At 67.3% G+C, this 20563-nt stretch carries 18 protein-coding genes and 1 pseudogene; 12 read left to right on the top strand and 7 right to left on the bottom strand.

The genetic code is table 11. From position 1 onward, the window contains the following. Positions 1 to 103: 103 nt before the first annotated feature. Positions 104 to 316: a substrate-binding domain-containing protein gene (locus tag C3488_RS41515; protein WP_258053391.1), complete on the bottom strand. Its 213-nt coding sequence runs from the start codon at positions 314 to 316 to the stop codon at positions 104 to 106. Positions 317 to 937: 621 nt separating this feature from the next. Next, positions 938 to 1990 (bottom strand): hydroxyacid dehydrogenase, encoded by a 1053-nt coding sequence (locus tag C3488_RS13015; RefSeq protein ID WP_103839558.1) that lies wholly within the window; start codon positions 1988 to 1990, stop codon positions 938 to 940. 237 nt (positions 1991 to 2227) lie between these two features. Between C3488_RS13015 and C3488_RS13010 the strand changes: the two genes are divergently transcribed. The 5 genes from C3488_RS13010 to C3488_RS12985 all read left to right on the top strand — a co-directional run bounded on the left by C3488_RS13010 (position 2228) and on the right by C3488_RS12985 (position 9287). Continuing rightward, the gene (locus tag C3488_RS13010) at positions 2228 to 3373 is read left to right on the top strand and encodes a LacI family DNA-binding transcriptional regulator (RefSeq protein ID WP_103839611.1); all 1146 of its coding nucleotides are present in this window, start codon (positions 2228 to 2230) and stop codon (positions 3371 to 3373) included. A 796-nt stretch (positions 3374 to 4169) separates the two neighbouring features. Beyond that, positions 4170 to 5495 (top strand): FAD-binding oxidoreductase, encoded by a 1326-nt coding sequence (locus tag C3488_RS13000; RefSeq protein WP_103839557.1) that lies wholly within the window; start codon positions 4170 to 4172, stop codon positions 5493 to 5495. A gap of 75 nt (positions 5496 to 5570) precedes the next feature. Further along, complete coding sequence (locus tag C3488_RS12995) at positions 5571 to 7052, top strand: ABC transporter ATP-binding protein (RefSeq protein ID WP_181138996.1); 1482 nt, start codon at positions 5571 to 5573, stop codon at positions 7050 to 7052. A 38-nt stretch (positions 7053 to 7090) separates the two neighbouring features. Then, positions 7091 to 7908 (top strand): IS5 family transposase gene (locus C3488_RS12990; protein WP_258053390.1). Its coding sequence is split into 2 segments (ribosomal slippage): positions 7091 to 7442 and positions 7442 to 7908, totalling 819 coding nucleotides; the frame shifts between segments, so codons are not numbered across the junction. Next, the gene (locus C3488_RS12985; protein ID WP_103839555.1) at positions 7821 to 9287 is read left to right on the top strand and encodes an ABC transporter ATP-binding protein; all 1467 of its coding nucleotides are present in this window, start codon (positions 7821 to 7823) and stop codon (positions 9285 to 9287) included. Before C3488_RS12990 ends, C3488_RS12985 begins: the two co-directional genes overlap by 88 nt. Positions 9288 to 9483: 196 nt before the next feature. Here the strand turns inward: C3488_RS12985 and C3488_RS12980 are convergent, their stop codons facing one another. Continuing rightward, complete coding sequence (locus tag C3488_RS12980) at positions 9484 to 9873, bottom strand: hypothetical protein (protein WP_103839554.1); 390 nt, start codon at positions 9871 to 9873, stop codon at positions 9484 to 9486. Positions 9874 to 10528: 655 nt separating this feature from the next. On the opposite strand from C3488_RS12980, the gene C3488_RS12970 reads away from it, so the two are divergent. Both C3488_RS12970 and C3488_RS12965 read left to right on the top strand, forming a co-directional pair. Then, complete coding sequence (locus C3488_RS12970; RefSeq protein ID WP_103839552.1) at positions 10529 to 10861, top strand: RICIN domain-containing protein; 333 nt, start codon at positions 10529 to 10531, stop codon at positions 10859 to 10861. A 323-nt stretch (positions 10862 to 11184) separates the two neighbouring features. Further along, positions 11185 to 12297, top strand: coding sequence for an ABC transporter substrate-binding protein (locus C3488_RS12965; protein ID WP_103839551.1), 1113 nt, complete (start codon positions 11185 to 11187; stop codon positions 12295 to 12297). 311 nt (positions 12298 to 12608) lie between these two features. Here C3488_RS12965 and C3488_RS12955 read toward each other — a convergent pair whose 3' ends face one another. Then, on the bottom strand, positions 12609 to 13100 hold the full coding sequence (locus C3488_RS12955; RefSeq protein ID WP_103839550.1) for a hypothetical protein: 492 nt from the start codon (positions 13098 to 13100) through the stop codon (positions 12609 to 12611). A gap of 35 nt (positions 13101 to 13135) precedes the next feature. Further along, entirely contained in the window at positions 13136 to 13588 is a 453-nt protein-coding gene (locus tag C3488_RS12950) for a hypothetical protein (protein WP_146067857.1), read from the bottom strand. Positions 13589 to 14377: 789 nt separating this feature from the next. Here C3488_RS12950 and chvE point away from each other — a divergent pair. The 3 genes from chvE to C3488_RS42545 all read left to right on the top strand — a co-directional run bounded on the left by chvE (position 14378) and on the right by C3488_RS42545 (position 16478). Then, positions 14378 to 15469, top strand: a complete 1092-nt coding sequence (gene chvE, locus C3488_RS12945) for a multiple monosaccharide ABC transporter substrate-binding protein (RefSeq protein WP_103839548.1) — start codon at positions 14378 to 14380, stop codon at positions 15467 to 15469. Positions 15470 to 15613: 144 nt separating this feature from the next. Then, complete coding sequence (locus C3488_RS12940) at positions 15614 to 16027, top strand: hypothetical protein (RefSeq protein WP_103839547.1); 414 nt, start codon at positions 15614 to 15616, stop codon at positions 16025 to 16027. Positions 16028 to 16031: 4 nt separating this feature from the next. After that, a complete protein-coding gene (locus C3488_RS42545; RefSeq protein WP_374955413.1) occupies positions 16032 to 16478 on the top strand; it encodes a pyridoxamine 5'-phosphate oxidase family protein in 447 nt (148 codons plus the stop codon). Here the strand turns inward: C3488_RS42545 and C3488_RS12930 are convergent. Next, the gene (locus tag C3488_RS12930) at positions 16415 to 17011 is read right to left on the bottom strand and encodes a DinB family protein (protein WP_103839546.1); all 597 of its coding nucleotides are present in this window, start codon (positions 17009 to 17011) and stop codon (positions 16415 to 16417) included. The genes C3488_RS42545 and C3488_RS12930 overlap by 64 nt on opposite strands. A 574-nt stretch (positions 17012 to 17585) precedes the next feature. Between C3488_RS12930 and C3488_RS12920 the strand changes: the two genes are divergently transcribed. Then, on the top strand, positions 17586 to 18458 hold the full coding sequence (locus C3488_RS12920; RefSeq protein ID WP_103839545.1) for a trypsin-like serine protease: 873 nt from the start codon (positions 17586 to 17588) through the stop codon (positions 18456 to 18458). A 312-nt stretch (positions 18459 to 18770) separates the two neighbouring features. After that, complete coding sequence (locus C3488_RS12915; RefSeq protein ID WP_103839544.1) at positions 18771 to 20090, top strand: DUF4419 domain-containing protein; 1320 nt, start codon at positions 18771 to 18773, stop codon at positions 20088 to 20090. A 24-nt stretch (positions 20091 to 20114) separates the two neighbouring features. Here the strand turns inward: C3488_RS12915 and C3488_RS12910 are convergent. After that, a pseudogene (locus C3488_RS12910) lies at positions 20115 to 20540 on the bottom strand (IS701 family transposase); the annotation flags it as partial. Positions 20541 to 20563: the final 23 nt, after the last annotated feature.

Here is a 20563-nt window from a genome sequence, read left to right as displayed (position 1 = left end):
CCCGGTCCGCATCTGCAAAGACCGGGTCCGGAGCAAGCTGCTGTAGAGATCGTTTTCTGCAAACCCACACCGGACTCGGCACGCCTTGCGCAGGCCGGGCGGGTCATCGTCCGGAGGTCCGGGTCGAGTCCTGGACGACGACTTGTGCGCCGAGGACCTGGTGCCGGCTCTCGGCGAACTCCCCGGCGTGCAGGGCCAGGCGTACCGCGGCACGGCCGAGCTCCTCGTGCGGAACGTGGACCGTGGTGAGTGCCGGGTACATGTCGAGCGTCGTCGTGATGTCGTCGTGGCCCGCGACGGCCACGTCGTGGGGCACCTGGACGCCCTCCTCAGGCAGCGCCTGTATCGCGTCCGGCCGCAACGATGCCGGTGGGCGCGAACACCGCGTCGAACTCTGCGTGGGAGACGAGCAGCCTGCGCACCACGTGACAGCCCGAACTGCGGGAGAGCACGAACCTGATCGACTCGATGGAGGCGACGTTCCTCCATGACGACACCCGCTACCGCAAACAGCACACCACCCGCTGATCGGCTCGCTCGCCCCGTACATCGTCACCGGCGACCGGGAAACTCGCTCGCTCCTGCGCCGCACCACCGGCAACTCCCCCGTGAGCAGGTGCCGGACCGCTACCCGCAGATCGGTCTCGGGGCCATGCAGATGGACTGCCAGATCGCCGGATGCCCGGCCTCGCCCCCATGGTGTTCGTAGCGCAGCCGGGCCCCGACCGCGGCGTCGGCATACCGTTCGCCCGAGGTCCCGACCCGGCCGTGAACTGCGGCCTCCATCTCGACGAGCGGGAGCGCTGCACGGCTCTCGGTCGCCCCGTTCAGGCCGAGCGGACGCACGTGCCCCTCGGGAGATGTCCCGAAGTCAGGCTCAGCGCGCCGTACCCAATATCTCGATCATCGCCTGCCTCTTCTTCAGTCGTCGGCGGCGTCACTCGGCCGCCGCTACCGCAGCGCCCGCTGTGTGCGGGTGCTCCGGGTTCGCGAAGTCCTCACCGCGTGCGAACCTGATCACCTCGTCGACCACGTGCTCTCCCATCCGGCGCAGTTCGTTGCCGACGGAACCGGCCATGTGCGGAGTGAGGAAGACGTTGTCGAGGTCGTAGATCGGGTGGTCGGCGGGCAGTACCTCGGGGTGGGTGACATCGAGGATCGCGTTGAGGCGCCCTGCGGCGAGTTCGGCGAGCAGCGCGTCCTGGTCGATCACCGCCCCCCGCGCACTGTTGATCACCGTCGCACCGTCCGGCAGCAGCGCCAGCAGTTCGGCCGTGATCATGCCTCTCGTCTCGGGCAGCAGCGGAGCATGCACCGAGACGACGTCGACCGACCGCATGAGTTCGTGGATGCCGACCAGGTGGACGCCGAGACGTGCGGCCTCCTCGACAGACAGGTACGGGTCCGCCACGAGGATCCTGAGGTCGGTGCTCTGCCGCAGGCGCTCGATGACGAGCCGGCCGACGCGTGAGGCGCCGATCAGCCCCACCGTCCGTAGGTAGTTGCCCGCGTCGGGGAAGACCGCCTCGCGGTCGATGAAGTCCCTGCGCGCGCGGTACAGCCGGGCGGATTCGAAGATCCGCTTTCCGGCCAGCAGGATCATGGCAACGCTGTACTCGGCTACCGGAACAGCGTTGGCGGCACCGGCGTTGGCGAACCGCAGCCGTTTGGTGAGCACCGGATCGACATTCGGCATCGGCAGGGCGGATCCTGCAGCGCTGACCACCGCAGCGAGCCGAGGGGCACAGGCGAGGGCGTCGGCGTCCAGCGGGGGGCACCCCCACCCGGTGAGCAGGACGTCGGTGTCGGCGAGTTCGGCACGCGAGGACGGGGACGCGAACTCGGTGAGGATCTGCGGGGACACCTTCACGGCCTCCTCCAGGCGGCGCCGGACGGCATCGGGAAAGAGATGGTCCGCCAGGCCGGGGGGTGACATCGCGAGGGTGCAGCGGATGTCCGAGGTGGCTCGACGGCGTTGCTGCAGGATCATAGGTAACGTTTTCCCTCAGTAGATGGGGGTGACGGAGAGGCGCAGGATGGTAAACGATTGCTACGTCCGAGACTATGGAACCCGGAACGAGCTGGCAAGCATGCAGCCGATTCCCCCGGACAGCCGTCACCCGCCGTCCGGCGCCGGCGACCGCCGCCCTCAGAGCGGACCCCCGCCCCCGGCCGGATTGCGGCCGTACTGATCGAGGTGGAGCTCGCTGTGCAGTACGTTCAGAGTGTGACGAAGACAAACGGCGACCGCGAGCGGGCCGACAGGACGGTCCGCGGCGGCAAAGGCGCGAAGAAATCGTTTCCCGGGACGAACGAGGGACCGCAGCGCCGCGCGACCCTGCGCGACGTCGCGCAGATGGCGGGCGTGTCGAACGCCACCGTCTCGCGTGTCCTCGCCGGCAACTACCCGGTCTCCGTGACCACGAAGAACCGGGTGATGCGCGCGGTCCGCCAGCTCGACTACGTCGTCAACGCCCAGGCCAGGGCCCTGCAGGCGGGTGCCAGCCGCACCATCGCCTTCGTCCTGCACGACATCACGGGGCCGTCCTTCGCCGAGGCCGCGGCCGGAGTCGAGGAGGAGGCCGCCCGCCACGGCCGGCTGTGCGTCGTCTGCACCACGAATGGCAGCCAGGAGCGCCAGTCGCAGGTCATCGACCTCATGCGTGCGCAGGGTGCCGAGGCGGTGATCCTCATCGGCGGGACCGACAACGACGAAGAGACGCACGACCGACTGGTGACCTACGCCCGATCCCTTGCCGCGGCCGGCTCCCGACTGGTGCTGTGCGGCTGCCCACCGCCCAGGGAGCCGCTGCCGGTGACCGTCATCGACTACGACAACGAGGCGGGCGCCTACGCGGCCACCGCCCATCTCCTCTCGCAGGGCCACCGGCGGATTCTCTTCGTCGGCAAGGGAGAGGGATACACCACCTCGGAGGCACGGTTCGCCGGGTACCTGCGGGCGCTGACCTCCTTCGGCATCGAACCGGACCCCGCGTTGCAGGTGGTCGTCGACTTCAGCCGCGCGGCAAGCGTGCGCGCGATGCGGGAGGTCCTCGCCCGCCAGGTCGCGTTCACCGCCGTCTTCGCCGCCTCCGACATGACCGCGGCAGGGTGCATGCAGGTCCTGCGCGAGCAGGGCAGGAGGGTTCCCGAGGACGTCTCCGTGGTCGGCTACGACGACATCCCGATGGCGATCGATCTGACCCCCCGGCTGACCACCGTGCACGTTCCCTACCGGGAGCTCGGCCGGGCCGCCGTCCGACACGTCATGGAACTGGACCCCGCGGCGCGCCAGGACATCGACCACGTCGTGCTGGGAACCCATCTCATGGTGCGGGAGTCGGTCGCACCGCCGGCTGTCGAGTCGGCCTGAGACACGGTCAACCGGCGAGCATTCCACCGCGAAGGACGTCGGTCCTGCAGCGAGCCGATGGGCGTACCGTACGCCGGGCCCGCGGGAAACGCTGCCGATGCGGTGCGAGTGGTGCCGCGCTCCAGGCACGGCATGGAACCGGCGCCATTGTTCCCGGAGCAGGCACGGCATGGAACCGGCGCCGTTGTTCCCGGACGTGGTGTCCGCGAGCGGGCATTCTCTGGGGGTTCTCTGAGCGTGGTGTGACGTCGTACGCCCTGCCCTCGTTGGGGGAGCACCCCGTAGGGATCCACGACCAGGTCGCGTGGGCATGACTCGCGTGGGCTGTCGTACTCGATCCGTAGCCGGCGACCTCGCCGCACTGCGCCGATCAGCGAAGCCGGAGTCGTGCCGGAGGCTGGTGCCTGATGCCAGGGACGGCTGTCCACGTGCACTACGTCGCTGAGCGGCAGGAGCTCATGAACTCGACGTGGCTGTGTGGCGGCGATCTTGGAGAACGCGCCGGCTTTCGACCGATGCGCTGAGCTCCGCACGTTGCTTCTCATCCAGCCCGGTGAGCGACAGATGGTCACGCTCGCCCGGTGTGAGTCGCGTGAGGTCGAGCCCGGACCCGGGAAGCATGGTCACGCCTCCGAGGCGGCCCGGGTGTGCGGTCACCAGCAGTCCGCACCGATCTTTTCAGGAATTGCGACACGATGCGGCGCATATCCCGGTCAGGCTGGTGGATGCGTGCCTACGAGCTGCCTGTTCGCCGTGGGTGCGCGCACGCACACCCCGATCCAGAAAGGTGCTCGCGATGAGTGCCAACACGACCGACGCCGAATCACCGGTGGCGTACCACCCAGGGTCTGCCGAGTACGACGAGCACCGTGCCGGCTTCCAGTTGCGGGAGCAACATCAGCCAGCCCACGTGGTGGCGGCACGGGCCGCCGGCGACGTCGTGGCGGCCGTCCGGCACGCCGCGGAGTCATGTATGCCGATCGCGGTCCAGGCCACAGGACATGGACTCGCCAACCCGCTCGCCGGTGAAGGTGTATTGGTGTCGACGCGTGGGATGGACAGCGTCGATGTCGACCCCGGTGCCGGCACCGCATGGGTGGGCGCTGGAGCGCGGTGGCGCGACGTGATCGAGGCCGCCGCACGCTACGATCTGGCACCGCTGTCCGGGAGCATGCCCGGTGTCGGCGCCGTCTCCTACACGCTCGGCGGCGGCATCGGGCTGATGGCTCGTCGCTACGGCTTCGCCGCGGACCATGTCACGCGCTTGGAGCTGGTCACCGTCGACGGCTCCCTGCTGACGGTTTCGGAACACGAGGAGCCGGATCTGTTCTGGGCGCTCCGCGGCGGTGGCGGGAGCTTCGGCATCGTGACCGCGCTGGAGATGGCTTTGATGCCGGTCGCCAGGCTGGTCGGGGGCGGTCTGATGTTCGACCTGGGCGAGACGCCGGACGTGGTCTCAACCTGGTTGCACTGGACCGCGACAATGCCCTCGGAGATGACCTCGGCGATGACCACGCTTGAAGTTTCCAAGCGGCACATGGCCCATGTCCAGATCGCTTACCTGGGTTCGGCTGCGGAGGCAGACGAGTTGGTGGCCCCGTTGCGGGCGTTGAAACCTGCGTATGACGGATTGCAGGAGATCCCGTACCCGCGGTCCGACATTGTCTTCAGCGAACCGGATCAGCCGCATGCGTATGTCGGCGACAACGTCTTGTTGCGGGCGGTCGACGAGGAACGCCTCCGCGACGCCATCGCCGCGTCGGCGCCAGGCCGGTCGGTTCGCTCCATCATTTCGGTTCGTCATCTCGGTGGGGCGCTGTCCACTCCGCCGAGGGTGCCGAACGCAGTCAGCCACCGCGAGGCGATGTACCTGCTGTGTGTGGTGGGTGTGGTAGACCCGACAACCAAGTCGGACGTGGCAGGTGCGCGGGCGCTGCAGGATGAACTGTTGGCCGGCTGGTCCGGGACCGCCGTAGGCAGCTCGCCGAACTTCACTTTCGGACGACCCGACCAACGCACCGCCGCAGAACCGTTCGACGCCGAGCGTCGTGACCGATTGCTGCAGCTTGCCCGTAAGTACGACCCCGCCGGACTGTTGCACCCCAGCTTCGTCATCGCCTGAGCACCTCCTACGAAAGGTTGACAGATGCGTCTGGTCCGTGCTCAGCTTGCCAAGCATCGAAGGTGGTTCGCAGGTGTGATCGTCTTCCAGTTGGTCAGCGTCACCGCCACCTTGTATCTGCCGACGATCAATGCGGATCTGATCGACAACGGCCTCCTGCGCACGGACGTCGGGCGCATCTGGACGGCCGGCGGGTGGATGGTGGTCGTCAGTATCGTCCAGCTGCTGGCAGCGGTGGTCTCGTCCTATGCTGGAACGCGCGCAGCCACAAACGCTGCGCACGACCTGCGGTCAGACGTCTACGACAAGATCGCCACGTTCTCCAGCCGGGAACATCAGGACTTCGGCACGCCGACGCTGATCACTCGCAGCACCGACGACGTGCAGCAGATACAGGCGCTCCTGCTCACCTTCGGCACAGTGGTGGTCGCCGCACCGATCACGATGCTGGGCGGGGCCTATATGGCGTTGCGTGCGGATGCCGGCCTGTCCTTTCTGATCGTCGTGGCAGTTGTCATACTGGGTGCCGCGTTGGCGGTGATCCTTCGCTGGATGACACGGGTGTCGCGCCGGATGCAGGACCGCCTGGATGCGATCAACCGGGTCTTGCGTGAGCAGCTGATGGGTCTCACGGTGATTCGCGCGTTCACCCGCGAGCGCTTCGAGGCCGAGCGGTTCGGGCAGGTGAACAACGAGCTGACGGTGGCAACCCGGTCGATGGGGCGGCTGAGAGGGACGTTCGTTCCGGCCGTCATGCTGATCACTGATCTGTCGATCGTGGCCGTGGTGTGGTTCGGTGGCCACCGGGTCGAGTCGGGACATCTGCTGATCGGCGGTCTGACCGCCTACGTCACTTACCTGGGCCTGATCCTTGGGGCAGCCATGATGGCCGCCTCGGGGGTGATGATGTTGCCAAGCGTGATGGTCGCGGCGGAACGTATTCAGGCGGTGCTCAACTCCACCCCCATGCTCCGGCCGTCGGGCGTACCCGCCAGCCCGTTCCCGATGCGCGGTGAATTGGAGCTGCGCGGCGTTGCGCTGCGGTACCCAGGCGCCGATGCTGACGTCCTGTCCGGCATCGACCTACGGGTTGAGCCCGGCAGCACGGTGGCGATCGTCGGATCGATGGGTGCCGGCAAGACGACCCTGCTGTCGATCGTCGCGAGACTTCAGGACGCAACATCCGGATCCGTCCGGCTGGACGGCGTTGACCTGCGCACCATCGATCCCACTGTGCTGCGCAGCCAGCTCGCGATCGTTCCGCAACGTTCGCTGCTTTTCAGAGGTACGGTCGCAAGCAATCTGCGGCTGGCCAGGCCGGACGCCACTGACGCCGAGCTCTGCCTCGGTACCCTGGCGGGATTCTCCCAGCAGAATATCCAGTACAGTGCGATCGCTCGTACCATGCAGACTCTGCGTTACGACGTCGAGGAGAAGCTGAATCGGCTGCCGGTCCGCTACCTCAACGGCTCTTCGCGCGGCGAGCTACTGTCACGGATGACCAACGACATCGATAACATCGCGACCTCGCTTAGAGGTCCTAACAGAAGTTGTTGATCAAGTAACTGTCGGCTTGTCTGCTCGTTGGTTGGGTCGTGGGGAAGCGTCAGTCACGGCCGTGGATTGTGTCGGACGAACTGTGGTCGCTCATCGAGCCGTTGCTGCCCAAGCCGGGGCCGAAGCTGGTGGCGGGCCGACCGCGGGTGCCGGACCGGCAGGCGTTGTGCGGGATCCTGTTCGTGCTGCACACCGGGATCCAGTGGGAGTACCTGCCCCAGGAGCTGGGCTTCGGCTCGGGCATGACCTGCTGGAGGCGCCTGGCCGAGTGGAACGAGGCGGGTGTGTGGGACCAGTTGCATGTGGTGCTGCTGAAGAAGCTGCGGTCGGCGAAGAAGCTGGACTGGTCGCGGGCGGTGATCGACTCCTCCCACGTCCGGGCGGCCCGCAGGGGCCCAAAAGCGGTCCCAGCCCGGTCGACCGAGCACGTCCGGGCAGCAAGCACCACATTCTTGTCGACGGGCAGGGCATCCCGCTCGCGGTGTCGCTGACCGGCGGCAACCGCAACGACGTCACCCAGCTGCTGCCACTGCTGGACAAGATCCCGGCCGTGGCTGGCGTCGTGGGCCGGCCCAGACGACGGCCCGACATGCTGTTCGCCGACCGCGGCTACGACCACGACAAGTACCGGCGACTGCTCTGGCAGCGAGGCATCCGTCCAGTGATCGCCGAACGCGGCCAACCGCACGGCTCCGGCCTGGGCGTCTTCCGCTGGGTGGTCGAACGCACCATCTCCTGGTTCCACGGCTTCCGTCGCCTGCGCATCCGATGGGAACGGCGAGACGACATCCACGAAGCCTTCCTCGGCCTCGCGACCTGCCTCATCACTTACCGCCACGTCCAACACCTTTGTTAGGACCTCTTAGCCAGACGCTGACCGCGTTGCTCTTCGCCCTGCTCACCGTCGTCGGCGTACTGGCCATGATGCTGATCATCTCACCACTGCTGACACTGCTTGCGTTGATCTCGATACCGCTGACCCTCGCCGTCGGGACCGCGGTGGCGAAGCGAAGCCAACGGCTATTCGGCGACCAGTGGCGACTGACCGGAGAACTCAACGCGCATATCGAGGAGTCCTACTCCGGCCACGAACTCGTCACCGTGTTTGACCGCGAAGGCGCGTTCCGCGAGACGTTCGCGAACAGGAACGCCGAGTTGAAGAAGGCGAGCCATCTCGCGCAGGTCGTGTCCGGCCTCATCGCCCCGCTGGTGCTGTTCATCGGCAACCTGAGTTACGTCCTGCTCTGCGTCGTCGGTGCCTTCAGTGTGATCAGCGGGCAGCTGACCCTGGGCGGAGTCGTTGCGTTCGTCCAGTACTCGAGGCAGTACTCACAGCCACTCGGAACGCTCGCCTCGATGTCCAACCTAATCCAGTCGGGTATCGCGTCGGCTGCCCGCGTGTTTGCCCTACTCGACGAGCCGGAGGAGGACCCTGGTAGCCAGGGACGGCTGCCGGTCGTTCGGCCGCGCCGGATCACGTTCGAGCACGTATCGTTCGGCTACGACCGCGAGCTGACCATCAAGGACCTCGACCTGGTCGTCGAGCCGGGGCGGACCGCGGCGATCGTCGGCGCGTCGGGCGCCGGGAAGACGACCCTGATGAACCTGCTGATGCGGTTCTACGACGTTGGCAGTGGACACATTCTCGTCGACGGCACAGACATCACCTCGGCGTCACGGGACGCTTTGCGCTCCGAGATCGGGCTTGTTCCTCAAGAGCCGTGGCTGTTCGGCGGAACCATTCGCGACAACATCGCCTACGGGCGGCCGGATGCCACACTCGAGCAGGTCGAGCAGGCCGCTCAGGTCTGTGGTGTCAGCCACATCGTGAACGCTCTTCCACAGGGCTACGACACGGTGGTCGACAGTGCGGACGGATGCCTGAGCGAGGGCGAGCGACAGCTGATCTGCATCGCGCGCGCGTTCATCGCTGACCCAGCCGTGCTGATCCTGGATGAGGCCACCAGTGCGGTTGATGCCCGCACCGAGCTCCTCCTGCAACGGGCGACCTCGCGGCTGCGGCATGGCCGCACATGCCTGGTGATCGCCCATCGGCTCTCCACCATCCGCGACGCCGACGTCATCGTCGTACTGCAGGACGGCCGGATCGTGGAGAAGGGAACGCACACGCAGCTACTGCGAGCCGGCGGTGAGTATCACCGGCTCAGTCAGTACCAGTTTCACGAGCCGAGCACCTTGCCGGCTCTGGACCCCGACCAGCGTTCGTCGCGATGAAGAGTTCGAAGGGAGACTCGACCTGCCGATGACGCCGCACCGGGCGCGCCTTGTCCATTTCGGAGGAGACAAAGCGATCGCGTCGCGTCTCCCAATCAGCTGTTGCGGGTCAGGACGTTGGTGACGGCGCATAGTGGTGGGCAAGGTTGGTGGCGAGGTCGCGGAGGTGAGCCCTGGCTTCGGTGGGGGTGGGCGGTCAGGCGTCGGGGGTGACTTCGGGGTGCGTGAACCGCACGGGCTTGCCCAGCGACCGGGCGTAGGCGATTTCGGCTCGGGTGCTGTCTCCGATGTAGTCGCCGACTACGAGCACCTCATCAGCGAGCCGGATCTTCGCCCGGTGCAGATCGTCGAGTCGGACCTTCAGCGCCTCGGCCTCGACAGGATCAGACCAAAGTTCGTGCGGCGACTTCATATCGCAACCCGGCTTGACGACAATCTTTCCGGCTTTGGTCTCCCGCAGATCTGCCTCGGTCATCTCGGTCATGAAACGGGTAGAGCCGCAGATCACGACGATACGCGGGAGGCTCAGCTGCTTCTTCGCGGCGGCGAGCTTCTCCTCGGGGGTGAGCGGTTGCGGGTATGACACTGGTTCCTCCTGGTGGTGTGGCCCAAGGGGTGCCTGCGGAGACGAGAACGAGGGCGTCCAAGATCGTCTTGTGGCGAACGACGTGGACACCCTCGCCATGATGCGGACCGCCCGGGCGACCGCCCATCCGACCGCCCCAGCCGCCAACCCGGCGAACCTTCCCGGTCACAGCACCAGCGAGAGCGATCTCGTCCGAGTCGTCTCCGAGCTCCCGGAACACGCGCACCCCGGTGGTCGAAGGACGACCGGTACCCGGCTCGACGTCCATGCCGACGCTCCCCCTTGGCCGTAGCGCACACAAGACCTGTGAGGAGCGTACGGCCGGACGATGCGGCCGGGCGACGCCTGCCTCGGCGTCGACTGCGGTGCCGGTTCACGGGCTTGGCGTGCTGACCCAAACCGTTAAGCTCCGTCAGGTGACAAAGGCTGATCGCTTTACCATACGTCGTGCGTTGCGCTCGCTCAGGTCCGCTGCGTTCGGCGCGATACTGCTCGCCGGTCTGTGCGCGGGCGGCGCAGGGACGGCGTACGCCGCCACCCCCATAGCTCCCGTCGACTCGGCCGCCGTCGCGCAGTTGAAGCTGCACTACCTTCCTGACAGCAGCAGTTCCATCGCCGCCATGTCTTCCGATCCGGCCTACAGGTCGGTCAAGCCGTGGTGCAGTGGGACTGCAACGGCCACTCGGGTGAGGACTGGTACTGGAACGGCTCTGAGATCCGCAACTTCCAGAGCGACCGCTGTCTGACCATCTACGGTGCCAGCACATCCAACGGAGCCAACGCCACACAGTGGGTGTGCAACGGCAGCACCGCACAGCAGTGGACTCGGGTGACCGGGGCCGCCGGCGGCGGTTCGATGCTCGTCAACGGCAACAGCGGTCTGTGCCTGACGATCTACGGCGGCAGCTTGGACAACGGAGCCGACTCCACCCAGTGGACCTGTGACTCCTCCACCCCGGCTCACTCCTGGGTGGGATACACGCCCTGACCCGCCTGGTACTGCAACGCGGGCCACCTCCTGAAAACTGCCCAGCACTCAGAAGAAACGCCGTTGCAGTACCAGAAGCACGTTTCAGAGGTGACCCTTCTGCGGTACAGGCGCTCGTTCGTGGGTGCCGATGACGACGAAGCATGACGGCTCGGCGGACGAACAGTCGGTTGCCTATGGGCGATGGTCGTGGATCCAATGACCGACATGATCACCCGGGCGCGCCCGCCGCAGCGAGACGTGACGAACGCGAACCGCCGGCCCCGGGCCGGCGCGCGATCCGGCGAAGTGCGACCGCATCGTCCCAAGGGAGACGCCAGCCGATGAACATGCCACCTTCGCCATCCGCAGCCGAGCACATGGATGAGTCGTCCGTCCGTCTGGGCGCTCTCGTGCCGCTGACGCGGCCCGGCTGGGTCGAGGCGGGCCGACACCTGCTCGCAGGACTCGACCTGGCCGTTCGCGAGGTCAACGACGAGGGCGGAATCGACGGCAGACCACTGGAGCTGGTGGTCCGGGACACCGCGGCCGACCCGGAGCGGGCCGCGGCGGCCGTGGAGGAACTGGCCGCCCTGGGCGTGACCGCCGTGGCGGGCGAATACCACAGCGTCGTCGCCCGCGCCGCCGCCGCCCGGGCCGACGCCCTCGGCGTGCCGTTCCTCTGCTCGTCCGCGGTGCTCGACTCGCTCACCGAGGAGCCGACGGAGTGGGTCGCGCGCCTGGCCCCAGCCCAGTCCCACGGCTGGCGGATCTACGCGGACTTCCTCCTCGGCGCGGGCCGGAGTCGGATCGCCGTGGCGACCCAGCCGAGTGTCTACTGGGCGTCCGGGACCCGCGTCCTGCGGGACCACCTCGCTCCCCGCGGCGGCACCGTCGTCGAACTCGACACGAACGCGCTCACCCCCGAGGCCCTGTGCGACGCTCTCGTCGACCACGGCGCGACGGTGCTCCTCCTGCTGGTCGGCCATCCGGAGCCGGCGGTGCCGATCGTCAGGGCCCTCCGGGGCGACCGGCGGCTCGCGGAGATCCTGATCGGCGCTCCGGCCGGACAACCAGAGTTCCCCGCATGGGCCGCGGCGCTGGGCGAGGACGGCGCCGGGATCCCGTTCCTGCGCTACCTGCCCAAGCGCCTCGGTCCGCTCGGCGAACGCGTCGGGAAGGAGCTCCGCGAGCGGCTGGGCGAAGCGCCCTCCTTCGTCGCCTTCGAGGGCTGGGACGCCGTCACCGTCCTCGCCGAGGTGCTGCGTTCCCACGGCACGGACCGGGCGGCCATCGCCGAGTCATGGCCGCGCGTGGCGGTCGAGGGCACCCGCGGGCCGATCCGGTTCTCCCGCACGCCGGGCAGCAATGTGTGGCAACAGGCTTGGACACCGATCCAAGTCGTTGATCGGGACCCGGCGGAACCCGATCGTTTTCGTATCCTCCACGTCGGCTGAGAAAGCACGGAAGACCGACGGCCCAGATCTGTCCGACCTCCAGCTGTCAACGCTCCCATACGGGCTCCGGCTTCGCGGCGGGAGCCACGACCGCGATCTCGGACCATCGCGCGACAATCGGAGTCAGGGCGCGTTCCACCGTGCTGGTCACAGCGACTCGTTGCTGGCCGCGGCCAGCACGGTCGCCTCGTAACGGACGGCGAGTTTGCCGCACCTCGTCGCCACCGCGCGGTGGCGCTTGAGGCGACTTGTTCCGCGCTCCACCGCGTCCTGACGGCTGCGGACTGCTGCCTACGGTATCGGCCTCCTTGTCACGTACGGTCGCCGCACTTGAGTTGCGCATCGAGCTGTGCAGCCGTCTTGGGACCGTCGTACGTCCAGTACTGCTCTTCGGGGATGTGCGCGGATTCGACCCTGGGGACGTTGAATGTGTCTCCTGCCCCGTCCTTGGTGCCGGTGTACGTGACGGAGATGTCGAGGTTCGTCGGCAGGGTCTTGGGCTGTGCCTTTGGCCCCGCCTTCGAGAAATCGTCTGCCTTCCAGAGCGTGACCGCTCCTTGTTCGTCCTCTGGTGTCTTCGGTCCGCTTGCCCGCCACAGCAGCTTGTCGGAGTCACTGTCGTACACCTCGACGGTCCCGACCTTGTCCGTGGGGCAGGTGGGTGCCTTGACCGAGATGCGGGATCCGTCGACGCGGATACCGACGAGGAGGGGCGTCTGAGGGTCGGACATGTTGCGGACCCCGTACACCCGGACACCGACAGCGCTGAGAAGAGCCAGGCCGAGTACCGACCCGAGCAGCACGAAGGGAATCCACTTCGGTAGTGGCCGGGACCGGTTCAGCAGTTGTGCCCCTCCCCCCGGTCCCTCCATCCGGCGCGGCGTTCCCAACGGTTGTGGCATGGATTGCTTCCTGCTCCGAGGCACATGTAGGCGAACCGGTCTCCGTAGCGCATCCACTGCTGCTTGTGCCTACGTTCGTGGCGCATGCGGCTGCGGGATGTGGAGCGATTGCTGCTGGTGAAGCAGGTGGTGTCGAGCGTGATGCCGCGGCCGGCATTCACGCCCGAGCCTCCGGCGCAGACGCGCGTACCGTAGCGGTACCGGCGCAGGTAGCCCAGACAGCGGGTCCCGACATACGCGAGGCCGACTCCCACGATCCGCGCCTGCTGACGGTGCCTCCACCGGTTGCAACCGGCATTGACCATGGCTTCTTCGCAGGCGGGCGGTGTCGGCGACGACGTAGCGTCGCGGGCGTCGAGCTTGGCCTCGCCCCGGTAGGCGGCGCACATGCGGTTGCCGTCCGGCGGCCTGTACGCGAACGACTTGTCGACCGTGGTCGGCGAGCAGGGCCGGCGGCAGGGCGGGCGCGGTGCCGGCTTCGGCGACCGCGCGCCGACGGCCGAACCGACGGGCATCGTCGTCCTGTTGGGGACCGTACGCGATCTCCAACACCTTTCCATAACCGTTCCTGTTCGCCCCGTTGACACCCCGCACACCCCCTCTTAGTGTCCAGCCAACATTCCGAACATCTGTCGATATCCCGAACGATTGAAAGGCAAGTGTCCTGCGTATCACTGGAATAAGCACACACGCGACTGATGCGCGGTGGCGCAGCCTGACGTGCGTACAGGTGCACACCGGCAAAGCAATCACGAGCCTCGGAGAGGCCCGGACGCAGGGCCGCACCGACACACTGATCGGCGATCTGTGGGACACCGAGGTGTCCGAGCAGCAGCTCAAGCAACGCGCCGGGTTACCTGACCTGCCATCATGGCTCCGCGACCCGCCGGTTGTTCACGCGGCAGCTACGTAAGGATCTTCGAGGTCGCCGAGCTGATCGAGCCACGGCGCACCGCTCTGTCTGAGATTCGGCCTGTCCAGGGCGTCCAGGTGGTGTCTACCCGTACAGCACCATCTGCGGGACCGGAATCTTGACACCGCGCGGAAGCAGGTTCGGCCCGACTGAGGCGCTCTCGACCTGCTCGCCGGCTGCCCGTCCCCCGCTCCATCGTCTCCCCACCGGCATCCGATAACGCCGTCATCCTCCGCAACGACCAGAAGAACAAGGAACGATCCCCATGCACAACCGAAGAGCCGCCCTCGCCGCCATCGCCGGAGCCGCCTCCCTCGCCCTCACCTTGTCCGCCTGCGGCTCCGGCCAGACCAGCGAGGGCAGCCCCAAGGGCGGCACCATCGGCATCGCCATGCCGACCCAGTCCTCCGAGCGCTGGATCATCGACGGCAAGAGCATGGTCGAAGACCTGAAGGCCAAGGGGTACGAGAGCAAGCTGGTCTACGGCGAGAACGACCCGGACACCCAGGTCTCACAGATCGAGAACCTGATCAAGCAGGGCGTCGATGCGCTCATCATCGCGGCCATCGACAACAAATCGCTGAACGGCGTGCTCCAACAGGCTGCCGACGCGCACATCCCGGTGATCTCCTACGACCGGCTCATCCTCGGAACCAAGAACGTCGACTACTACGTCTCCTTCGACAACGATCAGGTCGGCCGGCTCCAGGCCTCCTACATCATCAACAAACTCGACCTGGATCACGGCAAGGGCCCGTACAACATCGAGCTGTTCGCCGGCTCTCCCGACGACAACAACACCAAATACTTCTTCGACGGCGCGATGCACCTCCTGCAGCCGTACCTGGACAACAAGCAGTTGGTCGTCCAGTCCGGCCAGACCGCGCTCAACCAGGTCACCACCCTGCGCTGGGACGGGCCGACCGCGCAGAAGCGCATGAACGGCATCCTCACCAGGTCGTACAGGAGCAAGAAGGTCGACGCGGTCCTGTCGCCGTACGACGGCATCTCCATCGGCATCCTGTCCGCGCTGAAGTCGGACGGCTACGGTTCCGGCAGCAAGCCCTTCCCGGTCATCACCGGTCAGGACGCCGAACTGCCCTCGGTGAAGTCGATCATCGCGGGTCAGCAGTCGCAGACCGTTTACAAGGACGTCCGCCAGCTCGCCCAGGCCGCCTCAGACATGGTCGTCGACATACTCAACAAGAAGCCGCTGCAGATAAACAACAGATACGGCTACAACAACGGTGTCAAGACCGTGCCCGCCTACTTGCTGCAGCCGACGAGCGTCGACAAGGCCAACTACAAGCTTGTTCTCGTCGTGAGCGGCTTCTACACCGCCGCCGAGCTCAAGTAGCGGCACGGCCACGGCGGAACCCTCCGGCCCCGAGCGCGACCCCGGTGATCAGGGTGCTGACGCACACGGGGACGTCGGCCCGTGGATACGCGACGGTTCTCCTCAGCGGCTGAACCGCCCCGTCCCGAGGGAACTCGCCCGCCCGTGTCCATCAGCGTCAGCGCGGGGGACGACGGCTACGGCACCGTATACCCGGCCTCCTCCCCCGCACGTCACGGCGGTCGTCGGCACCTCGCTCGTCCGCTCGGGCACCTCCCGGGGCTGGAGCGAGCCGGCATGGTGCACCGACAGCACCGGCGGCACGGCATCGGGTGCTCCGCCGGCGAGGCCAAGTCTTCCCGGCAGTCGGACACGGGCTGCTCCCACCGCACCGTCGCGGACGTGTCGCCGGTCGCCGGCCCGGCCACCGGCGTCGCGGTCCACGACACCTGCGGCGCTTCCGGCTGGGGCGACCACGGCGGCACCAACGCCTCCTCACCCGTCGTGGCGGCACCTAGGCCCTCGCGGGCACCGACCGCGAAATGCGTCACGGACGCATCACGTCTGCCGGTCCGATAGTGGAGTGAGTGATCTTCTGAACGAGCCAGGGCCAGCCGTCCGTCTGCGCTTGGCGGCCGAGGAAAAGAACGTCTGGCTGTGCACCGTGCGTCCGGATGGCTCTGCCCACGTCACGCCTGTCTGGTTCGTCTACCAGAACTCCCGGTGGTGGATCGGTTTGGTTCACGGCTCCGTCAAGGTCAGAAACATCGGCAAGGAGCCCCGCGTGTCCCTGGCTTTGGAGGACGGCCGGTTCCCGGTCGTCGCCGAAGGAGGCTTGATTCGACGGTGGCAGATGAGGGCTGCGGCGATGCCGACGAAGGCCAGGAAGTGTTCGGCATTGCGCCGTAACGTCGGTGGAGGCGGCGGCAGCACCGCCAGAAGAGGGGGGTCAGCAGCAGGGCGAGATCAGCCGTTTGCTTCCCGGGCCACGCGCTCCAGTCGGTTCCGGTGGTCCTCCCACCATGCCTGATCCCCTGGTGACATGTTGTCCTTGCCTTGCGAATATCCGACGGATCCGTCGATGAGCTCTCGCACGATGTCGGCGTGGCCGGCGTGTCGCTGAGTATCGGAGATCACGCGTACCAGGACGTGGTGCAGTGTCACCTCTCGTCGTTCCTCCGGCCACCACGGGACGTGACCCATCGCGTCAAGCGGCAGCGTCGCGATTGTGCTGTCGGAGTGCTCCCACGCCTGCCGATACAGCCCGACGATCTGTTCCCGTGACTCCTCTGCAGTGGCCCACATGTCCGAGTTGGATTCCGGCTCCTCGGTATACCACCAGGGCGGCGGCTCCTCGTCGAAGAACGGCCGTCCGAACGTGTCGCCGAAGTACGCCAGTTCCACGCCGGCCACATGCTTGACCAGCCCCAACAGGTTCGTGCCCGTGGGGGTCAGCGGACGGCGGATGTCGTACTCGGAGAGCCCATCGAGCTTCCAGACCAGGGCATCACGCCCCTCTTGCAGGTATCGGAGAAGGTCCGCTTTCGGGTTCGGTTCGATCATGCCCGCCAGTCTTCCACCCGGCACTGACAGTGGGGAGTGACATCCGAAGTCACTGACATCGATCTTGTCTGACGCAGTGAAACGTCTCCCCGGGTCGACTCGGAACGGCTCCCCGGAAAGTGGCACAGCCACCACGGTGAAGACCACAAGGTGGGTGGGCCTCCCGCTTGCCGAAGGAACACCACAGTCCACAGACGGCGTCGTACACAGTCCACCGGACCCTTGCGCACCTCGAGGACGTGGCGGAACGGTTCGCGGCGATCCTGACGCCGTCGGACGGCAACGGGCTAATCGGCTTCGGGAGTGTCCTCCAATGCCGGATCTCGTGCCGGGACTGCCGCCGAGATACCGTGCACGGCCGGTCACGAATGTGAGTACTTACCCGAGAAACTGGGTTCTGGCTCGGGTATGACGTGCGGGCGTCGGCTGCCGGGCTGGCGCGCAGTGCATCGCGCAGAGGGAAAACCCTGGAAGAGGCGGGCGTGCTCTTGTCGCGACCGCTCCAAGGCGCTTCACTGGCGCTGCTCCACCCCCCACAGGAGAACACCCCGTCCCATCGGTAGAAGGGTTTCTCTTGACCGCCCTACGTGCGTCCGCCGTCACCGCCGCAGCCTGTGCCGCCGTGCTGGCCACCGCTCTGCCGTCGTCGGCCATCAACTCCTATAACGCGACACCCGCACCCGAGCGCACCGAGGTCGGCGCGCTGGTCGCGACCTGGGACGACGACGGCGACCCCACGACACCCGACCGGGTCGACTGGGTCTGCTCCGGAACCATGATCGACGCGGACACGTTCCTGACTGCCGCGCACTGCACCACCGACTGGCCCGACAACGTGAAGTTCTACGTCTCCCTGGACCAGGACGTGCAGGCCGGCCTCGACGCCGCCGCAAAGAAGTATCCAGGCGATCCGGCCGCGCAGGCGGGCGCCATCGCCATCCAGGGCACCGCCCACAGCCATCCCGACTACCCCGGGCCCGCCTCCGACCCGCACGACATCGCGGTGATCGAGCTGCCCGCGGCCAAAGTCAAGGCCCGCTGGTCCTTCACTCCGGCCACGCTGCCCACCGCCAACCAGCTCGGCGCGCTCGGCCCGCAGGCGCTGAACTCCACCGACTGGTTCGTCGCCGGATACGGCACCCAGGAGGCCCAGCGCGGCCCCGGCGGCCAGACCCACCCCGGCGGCGGCGTCCGGATGAAGGCGCCTGTCACCTTCGACGCCCTCAACGACGCATGGGTCCGCCTGGCGATGACCGCACCCCAGGGCAACGGCGGCGCTTGCTACGGCGACTCCGGCGGCCCCAACTTCGCCGTGATCGGCGGCCGGAGTGTGCTCGCGGCCACCACGATCACCGGCGACGGCCCGTGCTACGCGACGAACGTGTCATACCGCCTGGACACCCCGGGCGCCCGCGCCTTCCTGGCGCCGTTCGTGAAGCTGCCGTAGCGCCCGCCAGGCACGGTCCGCCAGCTCCGCAGCACTTTCACCGCGCTGCCGGGCCCGCCGTCGACTGCGGCGCAGCCGTCGGCGGCGGGCCCGTCCGGCGACCGGAGCGGACGCCTTCCGGCGGTGCGCTGCCCCGGTCCCCGACTGGCGGCGCCGCCTCTCCCGCCCATCCGGCCCGTCATCCGCCCCTCGTGGAAGAGGCCCTGGGCAAGCTCGGGTGACCGGAAGATCCGGAAGACGGGTGCCGCGTCCCCAATCCTGCCCTGAACTGCCACTACGATCAGCGCAGATCATGGTTTCCGGGGGGTACGGATGGCTTTCGAGATAGACCTGCCGCTCGCTGAAGACGCCGAGGCCGCTCGGCTCGCTTCCGAGCTCACCGAACTCGGCAACGAGCGCTTCCTGCGGGCTGTGCTCCGCGACCAGGCGCGCTTCCACCACCGCAGCACCGATCGCCTTGTCGGCTGGTCCACCGACGCTTCGAAGACCAGGGAGCCCACCTCCAGCCTCCTGCTGCGCGCCGTCCACCTGTGCTTCAAGGCTCACCTGCCACTGAGCCTCTCCCCCGACCTGTTCTGGTACGCCGTCGTGCACGAGGTAGCCGTCCACGTCCGTCTCAACTCCGCCACATACGCGGGACTCTTCACTGAAACGCCGGGACACCGGCAGACCATCGCCGTCCGCGACGACCTGGCCCCGCTGGATTGGGAGCGCTCGATCAACCTGGTCCAACAGCCCCTGCGTGCCCGCATCGGCGACGATGTAGCCGATCTGTTCCAGCCCGCCTTCTCGACCACCACCTCCGCCGACGCCACGGCCGCACTCGTGGCGCTGATGGACGTGGTCAGCCCGTACTACCGCTTCCGATGGACCTCGCTCTGCGGCATTCCCCGGATCCGGCTGGAGGGCACGGACCGAGACTGGCGCCTGCTGGCGGGTCGGGTGCGGGAGCTGGAAGGATGGTTCGAAGCCCTGCGGCCGTGGTTCGCCGCCTTGCACCCGGTGCTGGACTCGATCGGCGCGACGGCCTCGGGGTGGGGTGTCGACCAGGAGTTCTGGCGTTCGCTCTACAAGTGGGAGTCGGCGTCCGGCGGCGATAAAGTCACTGGCTGGATCAATGCTTTCTTCGCCCACCGATACACCGACGATGGACCGTCTCCCAAGCAGTCGTTCGGCCCGGGAACCACCGACGAGAGGGACTTCCCTTCGCACATCTCCCGCGTCCCGTTCCGCTGGGAGACGCCCACCGGCACACTCGAGATGGCCTTCCTCGGCGGTGTGCTCGGCACAGAACGCGACGGTGAGTGGATCCGGCCACGCCTCGGCCATGCCGTAGTGGAACTGCTCCCCGCTACCGAGCCCCGCGACGAGCGGCTCCCCGAACCCTGGACCATGGCTGACATTCAGCGCGTCACCGGCTGCCCACAAGCCCAGTTTCTCACCACCCTCGGCACCGTCACCCTGCACGGCGAACCTCTCCAAGCCGACTGCGCGATCAATGTGGAGGGGCTCTGCGCGGTGCGGGCAGACAACGGCGACTGGTATCTCGGTGACCTTGTGTCCGACACCGGTGATATCCAGTGCTGGGGCAACTACGGCCCTGACCTCGGCTACGCTCTTCGGTCGCTCTAGTACTCCAGCCGTAGATCGTGATCTTCATAGTCGGGCGGCCGCTTGCCGTCGATAGTGAGAGTCACGGGCGCGGGCCTGGTGTTGCCGCCGCCAGTGTGACCAGAGGAGTCGGTGCGCGAGGTCGTGGACGGGGCTGATCAGCGCGCTGAAGAGGTGCTGGACCTCGTTGCTGGTCAAGGGGATCAGGTCGTCGGGCGTGGGATGGTTACGGCGTCCAGCGGCTGCGGTGACGGCCAGGAAGGCATGGGCGAGCATCGCGAGGGTGACCCAGCGGTGCCAGGACGCCCAGCGGCGGACTTGATGCTCATCCAGTCCGACCAGGCCCTTTCCGGCCTGGAACGTCTCCTCCACCGTCCAGCGCCGCCCGGCCACACGGACCAGGTCGCACAGCGGCACCGGACGCGGTGAGAAGCAGCGGTAGAAAGCGAGTTCGCCGCTTCTCCGGTTGCGGTCGGATCAGCAGCCGGCAATGT

The organism is Streptomyces sp. Ru72, from assembly GCF_002920635.1.
GTDB lineage: Bacteria > Actinomycetota > Actinomycetes > Streptomycetales > Streptomycetaceae > Streptomyces.
Note: the sequence above shows the minus strand (reverse complement) of the source record. Positions and strands in the feature narration are given on the sequence as shown.

Coding starts and splice junctions, on each gene's coding strand:
- C3488_RS13015 (WP_103839558.1), bottom strand. CDS start 1,990: ATGATCCTGCAGCAACGCCGTCGAGCCACCTCGGACATCCGCTGCACC.
- C3488_RS13000 (WP_103839557.1), top strand. CDS start 4,170: ATGAGTGCCAACACGACCGACGCCGAATCACCGGTGGCGTACCACCCA.
- C3488_RS12985 (WP_103839555.1), top strand. CDS start 7,821: ATGGGAACGGCGAGACGACATCCACGAAGCCTTCCTCGGCCTCGCGAC.
- C3488_RS12965 (WP_103839551.1), top strand. CDS start 11,185: ATGAACATGCCACCTTCGCCATCCGCAGCCGAGCACATGGATGAGTCG.
- C3488_RS12950 (WP_146067857.1), bottom strand. CDS start 13,588: ATGTGCGCCGCCTACCGGGGCGAGGCCAAGCTCGACGCCCGCGACGCT.
- chvE (WP_103839548.1), top strand. CDS start 14,378: ATGCACAACCGAAGAGCCGCCCTCGCCGCCATCGCCGGAGCCGCCTCC.
- C3488_RS12930 (WP_103839546.1), bottom strand. CDS start 17,011: ATGATCGAACCGAACCCGAAAGCGGACCTTCTCCGATACCTGCAAGAG.
- C3488_RS12915 (WP_103839544.1), top strand. CDS start 18,771: ATGGCTTTCGAGATAGACCTGCCGCTCGCTGAAGACGCCGAGGCCGCT.